A 16641-nucleotide genomic window follows, 5' to 3' on the forward strand; every position below is an offset into this window, starting at 1 on the left:
ACAACCCTTTCAAACTTTCATTTCTAGTTAGTTACTTACTATTGATATACACTAGAATAGAACAAATAAACATGAATTGATGAAAAACCACTATTTTCTACTGAATTAATAGGAGATTTGATAGGATGCCTACTAATGAAAAACGAATAGATGAACAGCTGGAAGAATCTGAAGAAGAATTAATTGAACGGCTTGCGTTGGAAGCGCAGGCAGACATACGGCAAAAAGATTTACAAAACCGTTCCGGCCAAAAGCGAAAACGCCCTTTTCATAAAATGCTCATTTGGCTCATGTCCATTTCATTAACGCTCAGTACATTTCTCTTTATCTTTGAAGTTTACTCAATCCCAGCTATCGAATTTTTAAAAGTATCAGCCAAACTATCTGCGCGGGAAGACATTGCTAGTTATAAAAAATCAGTTGTAGTCGTTTTAACGGAAGACAGCAAAGGAACGGGCTTTTCGATTGATCAAGGCGGAACGATTGTCACAAACTATCATGTCATTGAAGGTTCCGAAACAGCAACAGTCACATTTCCAGAATTGGGGCGTTTTTCTGCAACCGTAGCAAAAACGTACCCAGACATTGACCTTGCCGTACTTGAAATAAAAGACGCGGTTTCTTTCCCCTCTTTACCATTAGCCAAATCAAATGACTACGTCCGAAAAGCAGCCGTCTATTTCATCGGGAACCCGCTCTATTTCACCGGGATTGCCAATGAAGGTACGCTGCTTGAACCGATTCTGCTACAGGATTGGCCGGAATCCGTTATGATGATGAAAGCACCCGTTTACCGCGGAAATAGCGGCAGCCCCGTGCTGAATGAAAACGGACAAGTCATTGGCATTGTCTTCGCAACACTCGATCATGATGCATATGGAAAAGTTGGATTGTTTGTGCCGATTGAATTATACAAATTATATGCCAGTAAAAACTAACCCCCAGCCAGAACGCCGGGGGTTTAGTCACTTCGTATTTTTCTTTTTCGCCGCTTCTTCCAACTTTGTTTTTGGTTCTGATCCGAATTCTGTATCGCCTTGCGGTGTCACGCTTGTTGCTTGTCTGCCTTTATTATGATTGTTCTTTTTAGACATCCTTCCACACTCCCTCCTTTTTCATTCAACAGATAGTATGGTCAAATTTTTTTTGTCTACGCATGCATTTCTCTTTTAATTGAATATTTACATCCCGGTCCTCATAAAGTGGACAGAGGAGTGTGATGGATTTTGGAGCGTCAACAATTTAGGGGAACGTTTATGCCTTACGTTTCTCCGCTTGATCCGTGTCCGCCGATTCGGGTCAAGACTTTTGTTTTGCCGCCACAACTTTTCATGGATACCCAACCACCTGGCCTACCGCAATTTTCACCTGCCGATGCGCTTCGGCATGGATCACTTTGGCCGGCATTAGTGGATGGATTTTCACGGGAGGAGGGAATTTCTTGACACCCGCCGAAGAAGAACGCCTACTAATGGAAAAAGTACAACAAGCCGATTTTGTCGTTGTCGAACTCACACTCTATACGAATACCCACCCAAACGATATGGAAGCTTTAGAACAATGGCGCGAAGCGATTAAAAAAGCCGCGCAAGTGAGACGCCAATATGAATCCAGATACGGTCCCATCTCTTTAAACTCCATTCCTACACAACAAGCACTTGAGGTCGGCTGGCGTTGGAACCAATCGCCATGGCCATGGCAACGGTAGAAAGGGGAAATTGAATGTGGGTTTATGAGAAGAAACTGCTTTACCCTGTCAAAGTAAGCACTTGTAATCCAAAACTTGCTAGATATATTATGGAGCAATACGGTGGTGCCGATGGAGAACTAGCTGCTGCACTTCGGTACATGAATCAGCGTTATACGGTTCCGGACAAAGTCATCGGTGTGTTAAATGATATCGCCACAGAAGAATTTTCACATTTGGAAATGCTGGCCACAATGATTTACAAATTAACGAAAGACGCGACACCTGAACAGTTAGTAGAGGCTGGTTTAGGCGCTCATTTTGTGAATCATGGCCATGCGTTATTTTATGAAAATGCCGGCGGTGTTCCATTCACGACAACATATATTCAAGCGAAAGGCGATCCGATCGCGGATTTATATGAAGATATCGCGGCGGAAGAGAAAGCACGCGCGACATACCAATGGATCATTGACGTTTCGGATGATCCCGATATTAATGATGCTTTAAAGTTTTTGCGTGAAAGAGAAAACGTCCATTCTTTACGTTTTAGAGAAGCTGTAGAAATACTGAAGGATGAGCGAGACCGGAAGAAAATATTTTAAATACACAAAGAGCAGGGAGAGAACCCCCTGCTCTTTTTCTATTATCAAACGATCGATCATTGCTTAGAAATACTTTGCCACACATGCTTTTTATTTTTCTTAAACAGCGTCAAAAGTGACCTTCTGTTTCCTTTTTTACGATTAGAACGTTCCATATGATAGCGTTGAACCTCTTCTTGCATTTTTTGTCTATGCTGCTTGGCAGCTTCTATGTCAGGTATAAACATAATAATCTCCTTTACAGGAGTTTCCAGCGACATCATTGAATGCTATATTCACCTTCGCCGATATAGATCCGGTGGAAGCCCCATTTTCAGTTTATTTTTTTCGTTTTTTGTTGATTTATCATTTACAATCTGCATCTTGAATTTGATCATTGTACTTCTCCTCCTTTTTTTATTGTTGAAACACTTCTTAGAAATTCTTCTACTACCTATCCACTGTCAAAAGCACCATTTCTCACAATTTCCTTTTCTTGCACGAACATTGGAAACACTCCTTTTTTGTTATATATATCACACGCATTGCGTGAAGATACCGAATTTTCCCATATGTGAAGACACAAAAAAAGCACACGCCTTTTACTATAAGCGTGTGCTCATGAAAAAAGAACGGCAATGTGCCATTCCACAATTCAAAAATTACATTGAATCTAAAAGATAATCTGGCACGGAATGATATACGATTTGATGGATTGTTGTATGTACTTTTGTCATTTTCCGTACCTCCCTTTTAGTATAATCAGAACTTACTGGTAAAGGATAACATTTCCATTTCCAAACTGTCAATACCTTTATTGCATCAATTAACAAATAGAAGTGTGAAGATCATACAGCTTGTTTATTTTCGGTATAGTATACTAACAAATGAGGTGACTACCGTGAAAACAAAAATGCTTATGAATAACGAAAAGATCTTAGCTGGTATTACCTTAAAAGATCCTAATGAACCCGAACACAACAATATGGCACTGCACGCCTGCAAAAATCCGGCATCTATTTTAACGAATCGAAAAAAATTAGCTGATTTTCTCCAATGTGAACTTGCACAATTTGTTTGTGCCCATCAAACCCATAGTGCAAACTTTCATAAAGTTACTTTAGGAGACCGGGGAAAAGGCGCCCTTCAAAAAGAAACTGCGATCGCAAATACAGACGCGCTTTATACGTATGAACCCAATATTTTATTAAGCGTTTTCACAGCGGACTGCGTACCGGTCCTATTTTTTGATGAAACAAGCGGGTTAACGGGTGTTATTCATTCCGGCTGGCCCGGAACCGTAAAAGAATTGACGTTAAAACTATTCAATCATTTAATCCAAGTGGAACAATGCAATCCTATGCATATACAAGTGCACATCGGCCCCGCCATAAGCCAGCGTAAATTCGAAGTCGATGAAGATGTTTATCGACAATTTAAAAACCTCGGCTATGCGGACGAGTTTATTGACTACAATTCCAAAACACGTAAATACCATATTGACAATCAACAAACCGTCAAAAGGCAATGCATGATCGCCGGTATTCCAGAGGACAACATTTTCATCGATCCGACTTGCACATTTCAAAATCCGAACGGCTTTTCATACCGCGAAAATAAGCAATGCGGAAGACATTTGAGTTTTATCATGCGGAAAAGTAATTAACTGTATAAATGAACAGCTCCAGCAACAACCTACATATTGCATTCCAATTGATAGGAGCTGTTCACTATGAATGTCAATTTAATCTGGCAGACCGCGCTTATTATAGTTGTCGGCACATTATTACTAAGAATCGCCGGCAGAAAAACGATTTCCCAAATGACATTAGCGGAAACAATTTTAATGATTTCAATCGGAACTTTACTTATTTCAGGGAAAATTTGTTTACAGAAGTCCAAAATGAAGGCCATACCAATCCCCCGCCCGAATACTTACAATGAACAATAGCGGGTAGACAAAGTTTGTTCTCCACTTTGTCTACCCGCTTTTTTATCGCGTGAAAATAGAATTGATGTGTCTACCCGCGCGATTGACTGTGAATTCCCTGAAACCTTTCGGCAGTTAACCGAATTCTTTCCCCCGCCTCTTCTACCATACCTGCCAGCAACTCTTCAACACTTGGGATCTCATCGATTAACCCCGCAATCAGACCACTATTGATAAAACCATTTTCCATATCCCCTTGAATCGCACCTTTAATGTGCTGGTCTTCAGTAGTCCAGTCCATGTATTGCTCTAGCGTGATTCCTGCTTTCTCTTGCTCTACAATTCTTTTTGCATAGGGATTTGTCAATACTCTTCTTGTACGTCCGATACTTCGGCCAATAATGACCGTCGACGTGTCTTCCGCTTCGACCAGGCGTTGCTTGTAAGACCTATGAAACGGAGCTTCCCTCGTTGCGATTAACCGCGTGCCCATTTGGACACCGCTTGCGCCGAGCATAAACGCTGCAGCAAGTCCTTTGCCATCTCCAATACCACCCGCGGCCAGTACGGGAACTTGGACACTTTCAACAATTTGTGGAATAAGTGTAAACGTTGTCAATTCCAAATGCGAATTAATCCCAGCAGCTTCGAACCCTTCCGCCACTAAAAGATCCGCCCCAGCCGCTTCCGCTTTTTGCGCGTGCTTCACGGAAGCAACGAGTACCATTACCTTGATACCATGTTTGTGCAACTTAGGGATGAACGGTGCTGGATTACCAGCAGAAAGCGATACAACTGGAATGTTCTGTTGAATGACGACATCAATTAATTCATCCGTATAAGGCGACACACCGATCGCAATATTCACTGCAAAATTTTTCGTTGTTTGCTCTTTCGTCTGTAAAATGATATGTTCAACTTCTTTCGGTGTCATCGTACCGCAGCCAATCGTGCCAAGTCCACCTGCTTCAGAAACTGCGGCTGTCAATTGGGCATTACTTATGTTTCCCATTCCCCCTTGAACGATCGGGTACTTAATCTGAAGTAGTTCGCACACACGTAACATTTCTTCATCCTCCTAACGAAATTATGTTATAGTAGAAACAAGTATAAATTATCACTATATTCTACTGGGGGGCTTTTCATGATTATTCCGTATAACAATCATACACCGATAATCGATTCAACCGTGTTTATTGCACCGGGTGCCAAAATAATTGGAGACGTTCAAGTCGGAGCAGAATCGACGATTTGGTTCAGTGCCGTCCTACGCGGAGATGAGGACTACATCAAGATTGGTAAACGATGCAGTGTCCAGGAAAACTCGACGATCCATCAATCCGAGGGTGTACCCGTTAACGTAGAGGACGAGGTCACCATTGGTCACAATGTTGTTTTACATGGATGTACAATCGGCAAACGATCCATTATCGGAATGGGCTCAACTATACTGGACCATGCGGAAATTGGAGAGGAGTGCATCATCGGCGCTAATACACTCATTCCACAAGGTAAAAAAATTCCGCCCCGTTCGCTCGTTATCGGTGCACCCGGTAAGGTCGTCCGGGAACTGACGGATAAGGACTTGGAACTTATTCAACTATCAATCGATTCTTATGTTCAAAAAGGATATGAGTATCGTAAAATTTTCTCGGATTCCGTCCTTGTAAAATGAACTGGGGGCCGCTTGAAAAGTCGTTTAGTGAACGCACTTTTCAAGCAGCCCCTTTTCTCATTAACCTTCTATAACCAAAGCGGGGCGCAGTATGTTTGCCTTCATTAGGATATAATCAGCGGATGATCATTGGCGTTATACTCTTTGTCTTTTCGCCCCAAATCATTATCTTTTGCAAATATCTCTTCGAAAAAGCGGCTTGCGGGTTCTGCGAGTAATTTATAATACTCTTTAAATAAGAGACTCGCATGCGTTCCACTCCACATATCCGGTAACAATTCTTTAGGCAGACCGGGATCGCTAAAAAGAAATTTTCGGTATTCATGCACAAGATTTGTCCGCTCAACGAAACATTCTGCATCGGTCATCCGCCCCTCATTAATCATGCTTTGATGGACGATGTAACGTTTACTGTATACTGAAACAAATTCTTCGTATTTCGACTCAATTTCTTCGAGGGGCCAACTTCTTTCAACAAGTGCCTTATTCGTATGTGGTCCCCGATACTCAACCAAAAAGTAATCCACATAGTCCTCGATACCGTATTTTTCCACGAGTAATCTTGCCTCTATAGCCAAATCATTAGGGGCGATCCAACAGCCGTTTGAAAAACTGCCAAAGCCACTCCACATCAACTCATTGCGCAACTCATCGCGAATATGCCGCTTTTCTTCCGGGATTGTGTACATCAGCATGCGCCATTTTCCATCCCATTCATGCGGCTGCACACGGTAAATACGGCGAGCAGCCTCTTCAATCCGAGTTTTCCCACGAGTTGTTAGGAAATAATAGCTCTTATTTCCTTGTCTTTCGGATTGAAACCAACCAAGTTTCATCATTCTAGAGACAGCCACACGAACGGCTTGTTCGTTATGACCAAACTCTTTAAGCAACCGAATAAGACTGCCGATCCAAATTTTGTTTCCATAATGCCGGATATAATCTCCGTAAATTGTCAATATCATAGATTGCGTATTAGACATCGTGTATCACTCTTTCTTTAAAGCATTTCAAGAACTTCCTTTCTTTACATTATATCGTTACATAATTAAATTGGAACTCATTTGCCTAAAAACGCTGGAGTTCTTTTCTCACTAAATGCCTGTAACGCTTCCAGACGATCTTCCGTCGGGATCACAAGCTCATATGCCTTCGACTCGATGGCAAGTCCCGTCTGCAAATCGGTATTCATGCCTTGTGAAATAGCAAATTTCGCTTGTCTAATCGCGACCGGTCCATTTTTCATGATATTAAAAGCAAACTCTTCACATGTTTCGATTAGCCGCTCTTTTTCTACTACCTTCAGGACGACACCTAGCTCCAGTCCTTCTTCAGCTGTAAATCGTTTTGCTGTAAAGATCAATTCTTTTGCTTTCATTTCACCGACGAGTCGAGGAAGCCGCTGCGTTCCACCCGCGCCCGGAATAATCGCCCAGCTCGTTTCGGTCAGCCCCATGAGAACTCCTTCTGCTGCGATTGGAAAATCACACGCAATCATCAATTCAAAGCCTCCGCCAAGCGCATAGCCGTTTACCGCCGCGATTGTTGGTTGCGGAAGGTCAGCAATACTATTGAACACATCACGGATGGCCCGCACATTCCGTCTTGTTTCCGCCTCCGTTAACGTTTTACGTTCTTTTAAATCGGCGCCCGCACTAAATGCTTTATCTCCTGCACCGGTAAAAAGGACTACTTTCACTTCTGTATCGAGTGCGATCTTGTCCGTTACTTCTTGTAACTCCCGTAACGTATCATAGTTAAAACAGTTCAACGCTTCTTCTCGGTTAATTGTTACATAGGCAATTCCATTCTTTTTTGTCAATAAAACATTCGTCATTTTTCTCTCTCCTTTATCACCTATCAAGCTCGGTCTATTTCGCATACTATTAGAAAAATAAAACAAAAAAGCTGTCCACTATTTACTGGACAGCTTTTCACGGCCGGTCATTCTTGGATATTTTCAACAATAGCCGCAATGCCTTGTCCGACGCCGATACACATTGTCGCAAGTCCGTATTTCTCGTCCCGCTTCTTCATTTCATGAATGAGCGTTGTCAAAATACGCGCCCCACTCGCACCGAGAGGATGTCCAAATGCAATGGCTCCGCCGTTCACATTTACTTTTTCCTGATCGAGTTCAAGTTGTTTGATACATTCCAGTGCTTGCGAAGCAAATGCCTCGTTCAATTCAATTAAGCCGAGGTCATCTTTGTTCAAACCTGCACGTTCCAGTGCCTTTCTGGATGCATAGATCGGACCAAGCCCCATCACAGCAGGTTCAAGTCCCGCTGCCGCTCCTGATACGTATTTCGCCAATGGTTTCAAACCAAGTTCTTTGGCCTTTTCAGCGCTCATTAATAACAGAGCAGAAGCCCCATCATTGACGCCGGAAGCATTCCCTGCTGTTACCGTACCATTTTCAAAAATAGGACGTAGTTTACCAAGTCCTTCAAGTGTCGATTCAGGACGTGGATGTTCATCCGTATCGACAACAATTTCATTTCCTTTACGGTCTTTATAGATCACCGGAACGATTTCTTCAGCGAAACGATTGGAAGTCATCGCTTTTTTGGCACGCATTTGACTTTCGAATGCAAAACGATCTTGCGCATCTCGGCTAATATCGAAACGTTGCGCTACATTTTCCGCCGTCTTCGGCATTGTGTCTGCGCCGTACATTTCTTCTAGCTTTTTATTAGTGAACCGCCAACCGATTGTTGTATCGTACATTTTCATATCACCACGAGGATTGGCTCGTTCTGGTTTTGCCATTACGAATGGTGCACGCGTCATGCTTTCCGTTCCACCCGCGATATAAATATCTCCTTCTCCAACTGCAATCGATCTTGCGGCATAAATGACGGCATCGAGCCCAGATCCACATAGCCTATTCAGTGTCGTACCGCTAATTTCGATTGGCAAGCCTGCAAGTAATGTGGACATTCTTGCAACGTTACGATTATCTTCTCCGGCCTGGTTCGCATTCCCAAAGATCACTTCTTCGATCTGGTTAACTGGAACATCTGGATTTCGTTCAACAAGTGCTTTCAGAACAACGGCACCGAGATCATCTGGTCTAATATCTTTTAACGCACCGTTATATCTTCCGATCGGTGTACGTACCGCATCGACAATAACTACTTCTTTCATTTTTCCACCAACTCCTTCTCTGCTGCAGGCTGCGTATAATCATACACACCTTTACCACTCTTTCTTCCGAGACGTCCCGCTTGGACATATTGCTCTAAAAGAGGGGCTGGACGGTATCTTTCTCCAAGTTTTTCATACAAATAGCGCAAGTTATTCAAACGCGCATCTAAACCGACAAGGTCGACGAGTTCAAATGGCCCCATCGGATAACCAAGACCTAACTTGATCGCTTTATCAATTTCTTCCGGTGTACCGAGTCCTTCTTGCAACATATGAAAGGCCTCATTTCCTACAAGTGCACTCATACGACTCGTGACAAATCCTGGAAACTCATTAATCACAACTGTTTCTTTGCCCATTTTTTCAGCAACTTCCCGGATCACTTCGGCCGTTTCATCACTTGTCTCCAACCCGCGAATAATTTCAACGAGCGGCATTTTATGTACGGGGTTAAAGAAATGCATGGCAATCGTTTTTTCTGGTCGCTTCCCGTACGATGCAATTTCTGTTGGACTCATTGTAGATGTATTCGTTGCAAAGTAGCACTCTTTTGGCGCATACTTTTCAATCGTTTCAAATACTTGCTGTTTAATCGCAGCGATCTCAGGAACGGCTTCAATGATCAGATCGGCGTTTGCTGCTGCTTGTGTTAAATCTGTGACATAGGACAAGTGATCTTTTGCAGTTGCTGCTGCTTCTGTCGTCACTTTTCCTCTTTTAATGCCATGCTCAAAAATCACATCAAGCTCTTTTTTTGCATTTTCCAGTGCGTCGGGGTTAATGTCTACGATGGAAACGAAATAGCCTCCCAATGCCCCAACGTAAGCGATCCCTCTTCCCATGACGCCAGAACCGACGACAACGATGCGCTTTATCACATTCATTCCTCCCTATGGGTAAATCAATGCGGACGGAGAATGACCCCGTCCGCATCGTAATCAGTTGATAACATCAATTACGCCTTGGCGTAATTGCGGCGGGATTTTGAATTGAGGCCAACAGGATGTTGGTCATGCAGTCGTCGCGACAGGACGTCGCGCACTTAGACTGCCTTCCTTAACTCCTTTCAAAATCCCTGACATCCGCCGGAGGCTTAACTTGAATCAGCAGGGAGTTTGTACTCCCTCTGATTTAAAGGATTTTTCAGCATTCATCCCGCCATTTATGGAAGTGGGAGATTTCTGCTGAATCAAGTTAAACGCCTAGTGGATTCAATGGACGACTGCCAAAATAGGAAACTATGCTCTTCGTTTCCGAATACAAGTCCAATGTCTCGATCGATAGTTCACGTCCGAAACCAGATTGCTTGTAGCCGCCAAACGGTGTGCCTGGCATTGCGGAAAACGGACAGTTAATCATCACAATTCCAGCTTGAATTTGGTTTGCGACACGTGTTGCGCGTCCACCGTCTTTTGACCAAATTGCGGATCCAAGACCGTAGATTGTGTCATTTGCCAAAGCGATTGCTTCTTTTTCATCTGAGAATTTCATAACCGTTACAACTGGACCAAAAACTTCCTCCTGAACAATTTCCATGTCTTGTGTAACGTTGCCGATAATTGTCGGCTCGTACCAGAAACCGTTTTCAAATCCTTCAGGCTTCGCTACTTTACCGCCCACTAACACTTCCGCACCGTCTTTGACTGCACGCTGAACGAACCCATCAATCGTATCCAACTGACCTTGGTCAATGATTGCGCCCATATGTGTTCCTTTATCGAACGGGTTGCCTAAAACGATTTGTTTAGCTTTTGCAACGAATTTCTCCATAAACTCTTCGTAAACAGCTTCATGGATATACAGTCTTGAACGCGCCTCACATGATTGACCGGAGTTATAGAAAATACCATAAAGAGAACCGTCAACAGCCGCGTCAATGTCCGCATCTTCAAATACGAGGTTTGGAGACTTCCCGCCAAGCTCTAGCGTTACACGTTTCAATGTTTGAGATGCTTTACCCATAATGTCCTTACCGATTGGTGTAGATCCTGTGAATGCCACTTTGTCAACATTCGGGTGCTCTACTAAGTAATTTCCAACGTCTGCACCTGATCCTGGTACAATGTTCACAACGCCTTCAGGAACGCCTGCTTCGTGACAGATTTCACCAAGGACAATTGCCGTAAGCGGTGTTAAGGATGCCGGCTTGACGACGATTGAACAACCAACCGCAATGGCAGGTGCGATTTTCCAGGCTGCCATCATCAGTGGATAGTTCCATGGAATAATTTGTGCACAAACGCCTACTGGTTCTTTTTCTGTATAGTTGTGGAACTGACCAGGAAGGTTATTCACAACACCTCTATGACCTACAATAGCGCTAGCGTAAAATTCGAAGTCCTCGATCGCTTGGTTAATTTGTCCTTTTGCAGCATCAACCGTTTTGCCTGTATTCAACACTTCAAGCTCAACAAGCTCTTTGAAACGTGAACGCATAATTTCAGCAATTTTGTTTAATGTACGTGAACGGTACCCTACCGGTAACTTTTTCCACTTCCCATGGTCAAATGCATCGCGTGCTGCTTGAACTGCACGTTCTGCGTCTTCTTGTGAAGCTTTTGCAACTTCTGCAATTTGTTCTCCTGTTGCTGGATTATAAACTTTAATTGTTTCACCTGTGCTGCTTTTCACTTGTTCTCCATTGATCAGCAGGGAGTAAAAATCACGTTTAACTTCTAGCTTCGTTTCTTCTATAGTTGTCGACATGTAGAACACTCCTTTTATTTTCCTATAAAAACTGGCTTTCTTTTTTCTATGAATGCTGTGACACCTTCTCGATGATCAGCTGTCAAACCCGCTGCACGCTGTCCTTGTGCTTCTTGTTCAAGAAACTCATCATAAGAAAGTTCATAGGCTGCGTTTAATGAACGTTTAATGAGTCCAATGGCTTTTGTCGGCATCATTGCCAATCGTCCTGCAAACGCTGTCACTTCAGTTTCCCAGTCATCGGCCGCAATCAAGCGATTGGCAAGACCCAATTGGACGGCTTCGTCTGCTGGGATTTTTTCACCAAGTATCGAAAGTTCCGCTGCTTTGGCCTGTCCAACGAGCTTTGTCAGCGCATATAAGTTCCCCGAATCTGGGATGAGTCCGACATGAATGAAAGCATTTAAGAAACTCGCATGCTCCGATAGTAATCTGAAATCACACGCAAGGGCGAGGCTGAATCCTGCACCCGCTGCAACCCCATTTACAGCCGCAACAATCGGCTTTTCAAGTTGTCGAATCGCTTTCAACATTGGACCGTACTGGCCTCGCAATACTTCGCCGTGATCCATCTGTTCATCTACGCTCTCCAAGTCTTGGCCGGCGCAAAACGCTCTTCCCTCACCAGTTAGTACGACGCAGCGAACTTGTTCATCCGCTGCTGCGGCTTTAACTGCTTTCGTTACTTCTTTGAGCATCTGATCCGTAAACGAATTGAGTTTGTCCGGGCGGTTTAGTCGAAGCCAAGCAACATTGCTTTTTACTTCATATTGAATCGTATCGTACATACGACAGTTCTCCTTTACTTCCCTTTATACTCTGGCTTCCTTTTTTCAACGAAAGCACTCATGCCTTCTTTCTGGTCCTCAGAAGCAAACAACAGGTAGAAATTTTTACGCTCATATTGCATTCCTTCATATAATGTATAATCAACAGCCTTATTCACTGAATCTTTGATGAGGCGGATTGCAAGTGGTGGCTGCGCAGCAATTCTTGTTGCATACTTCATCGTTTCTTCAAGTAAGAGTTCCGGTGCAACGATCCGATTAATGACACCGTGGTGAAGTGCCTCTTCAGCTGGAATTCGTTCTCCCGTCCATATCCACTCCAGTGCTTTTGTTCGTCCAACAAGCTTTGTAAGCCGTTGTGTACCACCTGCCCCGGGCATCACTCCCAGGTTCACTTCCGGAAATGAAAACTCCGTGCCGCTTGCTGCAATTAACGAATCACAGCAAAGCGCTAGTTCAAAACCGCCGCCGAAAACAAAACCTTGTACAGCACCGATAATCGGTTTTTTGATGTTGGCAATTCGATCCCAATCTGAAAACTGGTTTAACAGCTCTAGACGGATTGGATCATCTTGTGACATTTCATCGATGTCTGCACCAGCCGAAAAGGCGCGGCCTTTTCCTGAAAGCACAATCACACGTGCGTCAGGATCCCGGTCGAATTTTTCCATTGCCTGCAGAATTTCTCCAACCATTTTCCGATTCAAAGAATTTAGTTGGCGCGGACGGTTCAAGACGATGCTTGCAACTCCGTCCGCCAGAGATGTTTCAATGAATTCAAAGCTCTCCATTATTATTGATCCTCACCGATGCTCAATGAAACGAGATCGCCCGCAAAGCTCATCAAATCTTTACCAGATGCTTTTCCTTCCTCCGAACGCAAACCATTATTTAGTGCTTCCATATCGTCATAGCTCATTTCACACATCAAATAATAAGGAGGTTTTCCGCCCATTACAGACTTGGAGAATTTTGTTACTTTCATTTCACGCAATCCTGGAATTTTTGCCGTCAGTGGGCCATGGACATTAAAGTAATGCTCATCGAATGCCTGCTCATCTTCTGGATGTTTATATAATGCAACTAGTTTTGCCATTGTCAATCTCCTCACTTTACATTAATGTTGAAATCGGCTTCATAGCCTCAAAAACGTTTTTACAACTTTTACAATAGAGAATACTTCTACATGCGGTCGGTCCGAAAATATTATCCATTGTCACATATGTTGAACCACAATAAGCACAGTCAACATGCCACGATCCGTCTTCTTCGAAGTGGCGTGGCGGCGGTGCAATACCAAACGCTCGGAGGCCCGCATGCCCTTGCTCCGTAATACGGTCAGATGTCCAAGGCGGACTGAATATGAATTCTACATCCACGTTCGACACGCCCGGAACTTTCTGCACAGCCTCGACTGTATTCTTCTCGATAATTTCAAGAGCCGGGCAGCCGAGGAATGTCGGCAAAAGGACGACTTTCACATCATTTCCTTCTACCGAGACATCCTCTACCATCCCAAGATCGAGAATACTTACTGTGTCAATCTCTGGATCTTTCACATTCATAAGCGCACCATATATACTGTCGTTCGTAAGTTGTGTAAGTACCGTCACTAGAGATGCCTCCTTTATTGATCAATTACCAAACAGCTTCAACGTCTAATCGGTATACTTCAGACAGTGTCGCAATCGCTGTGTCCAGCTCATCCGTATGTTCACCGTTTCGTCCATTTTTCACAGGTGCCGGGATCGTAGGCACTGCTAAACCTAGCGATTCAAAGACAGGTGTCAAAGCTGCAATCCAGTTCTTCGTCAATTCTTCCTCAGTTGCAATGAGGCCTGCACTTTCAATATCCTCTTTATACTGACCGTATGAAAAGATGTCGCCAAAATCTTCCATCACAAGCTTAATCGCGTTGGTCATTCGTTTTTCAGCTTCATCTGTAGAGCTCATTAACTGCGTGAACCACGTTCTCCAGTGCATAAGGTGATAATGCAGTTCCATACTCACTTTCACAGCGCCTTCTGCAAGCGGTGCATATGAGCTTTCTCGAAGCGAATCAATTTTCACGCGCTTCGCCTGTGCATAGAAGTAGTTTCGAACGACTGCATAAGCCCAATCATAGATCGGTGTTTCCATGTAATAACCTTCACCGTTGACACGCTCGGCTAAAACACTGTTTCTTCTTTCTGCTGACGAACGTAAATGTGCGAGTGCGTCTGCATTTCCTTCTCCAAGTTCCTCTAGTAAGTTGTAGTACATTGTCGCATGTCCCATCGTATCCTGCGTGATCGAAGAGAAAGCAACGTCCTCTTCAATATGTGGAGCCAAACCAAGCCATTCGGATCCTCGGTATGATATTAAGAAGTCATCATCCGCTAATTGGAATAGAAGTTCTTTCAATGCTACTCTTTCGTTACTCATTTTTTATCACCTGCCCATGATAAAATTTCTTTTTCATCAAACATTTGCTGCTCATAATGACGCCATTTCTTCTTTAAGTAGCCGTAACCTTTTGTTTCCCGATAATCTTTATTATTCAAGCGACCAAGGATTAGCTTCTCTTCACCTTCCAAGCCACGTATGTCTTTCCGGTTCACGATCCATATATCAACAACTGGCTCACGTCGCATAAAGTTTTCCTGTGCCATGATCAATGCCATTTCCTTGTTCGGAGCGAGCAAGCTGAATTGGTGTTGGAATGACGCTGTCGGTGTTCGTTTGCTAAAGACTTCAAACTCTTGATAAAATGTTGTCTCTCTTCCCATCTGTTAACGTCTCCTTTCTGTTATCTAATGACTGCGCTCAATGCGTCACGTACCCATGCGTTATATTCGTAAGAAGTGCGTCGTAAGTTCAAACGCGCCTGTGAACGCGGTCCTTCATTTCTAATAATCTTCTTAAATTCATTCCAGTCTGGCTGCGCGTACTCCCAACGTTTTTCCTCATCGTTGTAACGAAGAGTTGGATCTGGAATTGTTAAGCCAAGTGACAGAATACGCGGGATGTATTTATCAAAGAAATCTTGTCGTAATTGTTCGTTTGTTTTCGTACGGATTCTGTATTTAATCGTTACGTCCTGTTTGGAAGCACCTGTTGTCTGACTGCTTGCAGGTCCAAAGAACATGAGCAAGGATTCCCACCAACCATTCAGTGACTCTTGAATCATGGCTCTTTGCTCAGGCGTTCCTTCTGCTAAAGCAAGAATGATAGACTCTCCGTGTTGCGCGTGGAATACTTCTTCCGCACAAATACGTTGTAACGCTCGTGCATAAGGACCGTATGAAGCACCTAGCATATTCGTTTGAGTGATGATTGCCGCTCCATCGACGAGCCAGCCGATTAGCCCTGCATCCGCCCATGTGTTTGTTTCCATGTGGAAGACGTTATGGAACTTCAAATCTTCATTGAATAAATCTTGCATCAAGTCGCCGCGATTTTTTCCGTACGGTTTCAATAGATCTTCTGCAACACGCAAGAGAAGCTGTCCATGCCCCATTTCATCTTGTACTTTTGACATAATGCCAAGCTTTCGACGTAAAGACGGGGCTTTCGGAACCCATTCCTTTTCGGGAAGTGCCCCCATTATTTCACTGATTCCATGCATGGAGATCAACTTAATAAGCGCTATCCGATATTCCTCTGGCATCCAATCATCTGCTTCAATCTTCTCGCCTGCTTCAATACGTGCAAGAAATTCTTGCTGCTTTTCTTCTTCCGTTTTTAAAGCTACCACAACCATTTTCCAAATCCCCTTTCTGCTGTTAACTCCGTTCCATATAACCGTCTACTAACGATAGTATACAATACTGTTATGTTAGAAGGCAAGCCTTTATCCGATTATTCCGATTAGGATGAAAGTATTTCAATCGAATGCCCCGACCAACAATGGTTCTTCACTCATTTTAATTGAATCAGTAGGGCAGCCATCGCATGCATCTTCAAGATCATCTAGTAAATCATCCGGCACTTCTGCAGTTCCTTCGTTATTATCCAAAAGGACATAAGCAAAACCTTCATCGTTATAGGCAAAGATCTCAGGGGCACTGGCTCCGCAAGCCCCGCACGCAATGCAAGTTTCTTGATTCACTATTGTGTATGCAGACATATCTTATTCCTCG

23 protein-coding genes are annotated in these 16641 nt (G+C 43.5%); 7 read left to right on the top strand and 16 right to left on the bottom strand.

Features of this window, described 5'->3' with window-relative positions; translation table 11 throughout:
- Nucleotides 1–125 precede the first annotated feature (125 nt).
- A complete protein-coding gene (locus AU377_RS08185) occupies nt 126–938 on the top strand; it encodes a serine protease (RefSeq protein WP_067406752.1) in 813 nt (270 codons plus the stop codon).
- A 27-nt stretch (nt 939–965) separates the two neighbouring features.
- On the opposite strand, the gene AU377_RS08190 is transcribed toward AU377_RS08185, so the two are convergent.
- Entirely contained in the window at nt 966–1094 is a 129-nt protein-coding gene (locus AU377_RS08190) for a small, acid-soluble spore protein L (protein ID WP_067406754.1), read from the bottom strand.
- A gap of 162 nt (nt 1095–1256) precedes the next feature.
- Between AU377_RS08190 and AU377_RS08195 the strand changes: the two genes are divergently transcribed.
- The 3 genes from AU377_RS08195 to AU377_RS08205 are packed head-to-tail and all read left to right on the top strand — an operon-like array spanning nt 1257 to nt 2292.
- Nucleotides 1257–1445, top strand: a complete 189-nt coding sequence (locus AU377_RS08195) for a spore coat associated protein CotJA (protein WP_067406755.1) — start codon at nt 1257–1259, stop codon at nt 1443–1445.
- A complete protein-coding gene (locus AU377_RS08200) occupies nt 1442–1708 on the top strand; it encodes a spore coat protein CotJB (RefSeq protein ID WP_067406757.1) in 267 nt (88 codons plus the stop codon). The genes AU377_RS08195 and AU377_RS08200 overlap by 4 nt, the downstream gene beginning before the upstream one ends.
- A 14-nt stretch (nt 1709–1722) precedes the next feature.
- Nucleotides 1723–2292, top strand: coding sequence for a manganese catalase family protein (locus AU377_RS08205; protein WP_067406758.1), 570 nt, complete (start codon nt 1723–1725; stop codon nt 2290–2292).
- Between the two features lie 56 nt (nt 2293–2348).
- On the opposite strand, the gene AU377_RS08210 is transcribed toward AU377_RS08205, so the two are convergent.
- On the bottom strand, nt 2349–2555 hold the full coding sequence (locus AU377_RS08210) for a hypothetical protein (protein ID WP_067406760.1): 207 nt from the start codon (nt 2553–2555) through the stop codon (nt 2349–2351).
- A gap of 617 nt (nt 2556–3172) precedes the next feature.
- Here AU377_RS08210 and pgeF point away from each other — a divergent pair.
- Both pgeF and AU377_RS08220 read left to right on the top strand, forming a co-directional pair.
- Nucleotides 3173–3937: a peptidoglycan editing factor PgeF gene (gene pgeF, locus AU377_RS08215; protein WP_067406761.1), complete on the top strand. Its 765-nt coding sequence runs from the start codon at nt 3173–3175 to the stop codon at nt 3935–3937.
- A gap of 66 nt (nt 3938–4003) precedes the next feature.
- Nucleotides 4004–4222: a hypothetical protein gene (locus tag AU377_RS08220; RefSeq protein WP_067406763.1), complete on the top strand. Its 219-nt coding sequence runs from the start codon at nt 4004–4006 to the stop codon at nt 4220–4222.
- Nucleotides 4223–4292: 70 nt separating this feature from the next.
- Here AU377_RS08220 and AU377_RS08225 read toward each other — a convergent pair whose 3' ends face one another.
- A complete protein-coding gene (locus AU377_RS08225) occupies nt 4293–5267 on the bottom strand; it encodes a nitronate monooxygenase family protein (RefSeq protein WP_067406765.1) in 975 nt (324 codons plus the stop codon).
- Between the two features lie 78 nt (nt 5268–5345).
- On the opposite strand from AU377_RS08225, the gene AU377_RS08230 reads away from it, so the two are divergent.
- Complete coding sequence (locus AU377_RS08230) at nt 5346–5876, top strand: gamma carbonic anhydrase family protein (protein WP_067406768.1); 531 nt, start codon at nt 5346–5348, stop codon at nt 5874–5876.
- Nucleotides 5877–5980: 104 nt separating this feature from the next.
- Here the strand turns inward: AU377_RS08230 and paaX are convergent, their stop codons facing one another.
- From paaX to AU377_RS08295, 13 genes are all read right to left on the bottom strand, one after another.
- On the bottom strand, nt 5981–6859 hold the full coding sequence (gene paaX / locus AU377_RS08235) for a phenylacetic acid degradation operon negative regulatory protein PaaX (RefSeq protein WP_067406771.1): 879 nt from the start codon (nt 6857–6859) through the stop codon (nt 5981–5983).
- Nucleotides 6860–6936: 77 nt separating this feature from the next.
- Nucleotides 6937–7713: an enoyl-CoA hydratase-related protein gene (locus AU377_RS08240; RefSeq protein ID WP_067406774.1), complete on the bottom strand. Its 777-nt coding sequence runs from the start codon at nt 7711–7713 to the stop codon at nt 6937–6939.
- Between the two features lie 107 nt (nt 7714–7820).
- On the bottom strand, nt 7821–9026 hold the full coding sequence (locus tag AU377_RS08245) for an acetyl-CoA C-acyltransferase (RefSeq protein ID WP_067406777.1): 1206 nt from the start codon (nt 9024–9026) through the stop codon (nt 7821–7823).
- Nucleotides 9023–9904 carry a 3-hydroxyacyl-CoA dehydrogenase gene (locus AU377_RS08250; RefSeq protein ID WP_067406780.1) on the bottom strand — a complete coding sequence of 294 codons (882 nt, stop codon included), beginning with the start codon at nt 9902–9904 and terminating at the stop codon, nt 9023–9025. The genes AU377_RS08245 and AU377_RS08250 overlap by 4 nt, the downstream gene beginning before the upstream one ends.
- A gap of 316 nt (nt 9905–10220) precedes the next feature.
- On the bottom strand, nt 10221–11732 hold the full coding sequence (locus AU377_RS08255; RefSeq protein ID WP_067406782.1) for an aldehyde dehydrogenase: 1512 nt from the start codon (nt 11730–11732) through the stop codon (nt 10221–10223).
- Between the two features lie 14 nt (nt 11733–11746).
- Nucleotides 11747–12520 carry an enoyl-CoA hydratase-related protein gene (locus tag AU377_RS08260; protein WP_067406785.1) on the bottom strand — a complete coding sequence of 258 codons (774 nt, stop codon included), beginning with the start codon at nt 12518–12520 and terminating at the stop codon, nt 11747–11749.
- Between the two features lie 14 nt (nt 12521–12534).
- Complete coding sequence (locus tag AU377_RS08265) at nt 12535–13311, bottom strand: enoyl-CoA hydratase/isomerase family protein (protein ID WP_067406796.1); 777 nt, start codon at nt 13309–13311, stop codon at nt 12535–12537.
- A 2-nt stretch (nt 13312–13313) separates the two neighbouring features.
- Nucleotides 13314–13616, bottom strand: a complete 303-nt coding sequence (locus AU377_RS08270; protein ID WP_067406799.1) for an EthD family reductase — start codon at nt 13614–13616, stop codon at nt 13314–13316.
- Nucleotides 13617–13632: 16 nt separating this feature from the next.
- Nucleotides 13633–14133 (bottom strand): 1,2-phenylacetyl-CoA epoxidase subunit PaaD, encoded by a 501-nt coding sequence (gene paaD / locus AU377_RS08275; RefSeq protein ID WP_067406802.1) that lies wholly within the window; start codon nt 14131–14133, stop codon nt 13633–13635.
- A gap of 25 nt (nt 14134–14158) precedes the next feature.
- Nucleotides 14159–14944 (bottom strand): 1,2-phenylacetyl-CoA epoxidase subunit PaaC, encoded by a 786-nt coding sequence (gene paaC, locus AU377_RS08280; protein ID WP_067406805.1) that lies wholly within the window; start codon nt 14942–14944, stop codon nt 14159–14161.
- Nucleotides 14941–15288, bottom strand: a complete 348-nt coding sequence (paaB, locus tag AU377_RS08285; RefSeq protein WP_067406807.1) for a 1,2-phenylacetyl-CoA epoxidase subunit PaaB — start codon at nt 15286–15288, stop codon at nt 14941–14943. The genes paaC and paaB overlap by 4 nt, the downstream gene beginning before the upstream one ends.
- A 20-nt stretch (nt 15289–15308) precedes the next feature.
- Nucleotides 15309–16262 (bottom strand): 1,2-phenylacetyl-CoA epoxidase subunit PaaA, encoded by a 954-nt coding sequence (gene paaA, locus AU377_RS08290; RefSeq protein WP_067406810.1) that lies wholly within the window; start codon nt 16260–16262, stop codon nt 15309–15311.
- Between the two features lie 123 nt (nt 16263–16385).
- Nucleotides 16386–16628: a ferredoxin gene (locus AU377_RS08295; RefSeq protein WP_067406812.1), complete on the bottom strand. Its 243-nt coding sequence runs from the start codon at nt 16626–16628 to the stop codon at nt 16386–16388.
- Nucleotides 16629–16641: the final 13 nt, after the last annotated feature.

The organism is Sporosarcina sp. HYO08, assembly GCF_001563475.1.
In the GTDB taxonomy this organism is placed as follows: domain Bacteria; phylum Bacillota; class Bacilli; order Bacillales_A; family Planococcaceae; genus Sporosarcina.

Coding starts and splice junctions, on each gene's coding strand:
- AU377_RS08225 (WP_067406765.1), bottom strand. CDS start 5,267: ATGTTACGTGTGTGCGAACTACTTCAGATTAAGTACCCGATCGTTCAA.
- AU377_RS08255 (WP_067406782.1), bottom strand. CDS start 11,732: ATGTCGACAACTATAGAAGAAACGAAGCTAGAAGTTAAACGTGATTTT.
- AU377_RS08260 (WP_067406785.1), bottom strand. CDS start 12,520: ATGTACGATACGATTCAATATGAAGTAAAAAGCAATGTTGCTTGGCTT.
- paaB (WP_067406807.1), bottom strand. CDS start 15,288: ATGGGAAGAGAGACAACATTTTATCAAGAGTTTGAAGTCTTTAGCAAA.
- AU377_RS08185 (WP_067406752.1), top strand. CDS start 126: ATGCCTACTAATGAAAAACGAATAGATGAACAGCTGGAAGAATCTGAA.
- AU377_RS08295 (WP_067406812.1), bottom strand. CDS start 16,628: ATGTCTGCATACACAATAGTGAATCAAGAAACTTGCATTGCGTGCGGG.
- AU377_RS08205 (WP_067406758.1), top strand. CDS start 1,723: ATGTGGGTTTATGAGAAGAAACTGCTTTACCCTGTCAAAGTAAGCACT.
- AU377_RS08270 (WP_067406799.1), bottom strand. CDS start 13,616: ATGGCAAAACTAGTTGCATTATATAAACATCCAGAAGATGAGCAGGCA.
- paaA (WP_067406810.1), bottom strand. CDS start 16,262: ATGGTTGTGGTAGCTTTAAAAACGGAAGAAGAAAAGCAGCAAGAATTT.
- paaC (WP_067406805.1), bottom strand. CDS start 14,944: ATGAGTAACGAAAGAGTAGCATTGAAAGAACTTCTATTCCAATTAGCG.
- AU377_RS08220 (WP_067406763.1), top strand. CDS start 4,004: ATGAATGTCAATTTAATCTGGCAGACCGCGCTTATTATAGTTGTCGGC.
- AU377_RS08265 (WP_067406796.1), bottom strand. CDS start 13,311: ATGGAGAGCTTTGAATTCATTGAAACATCTCTGGCGGACGGAGTTGCA.
- AU377_RS08240 (WP_067406774.1), bottom strand. CDS start 7,713: ATGACGAATGTTTTATTGACAAAAAAGAATGGAATTGCCTATGTAACA.
- paaX (WP_067406771.1), bottom strand. CDS start 6,859: ATGTCTAATACGCAATCTATGATATTGACAATTTACGGAGATTATATC.
- AU377_RS08245 (WP_067406777.1), bottom strand. CDS start 9,026: ATGAAAGAAGTAGTTATTGTCGATGCGGTACGTACACCGATCGGAAGA.
- AU377_RS08195 (WP_067406755.1), top strand. CDS start 1,257: ATGCCTTACGTTTCTCCGCTTGATCCGTGTCCGCCGATTCGGGTCAAG.
- AU377_RS08230 (WP_067406768.1), top strand. CDS start 5,346: ATGATTATTCCGTATAACAATCATACACCGATAATCGATTCAACCGTG.
- AU377_RS08210 (WP_067406760.1), bottom strand. CDS start 2,555: ATGATGTCGCTGGAAACTCCTGTAAAGGAGATTATTATGTTTATACCT.
- AU377_RS08190 (WP_067406754.1), bottom strand. CDS start 1,094: ATGTCTAAAAAGAACAATCATAATAAAGGCAGACAAGCAACAAGCGTG.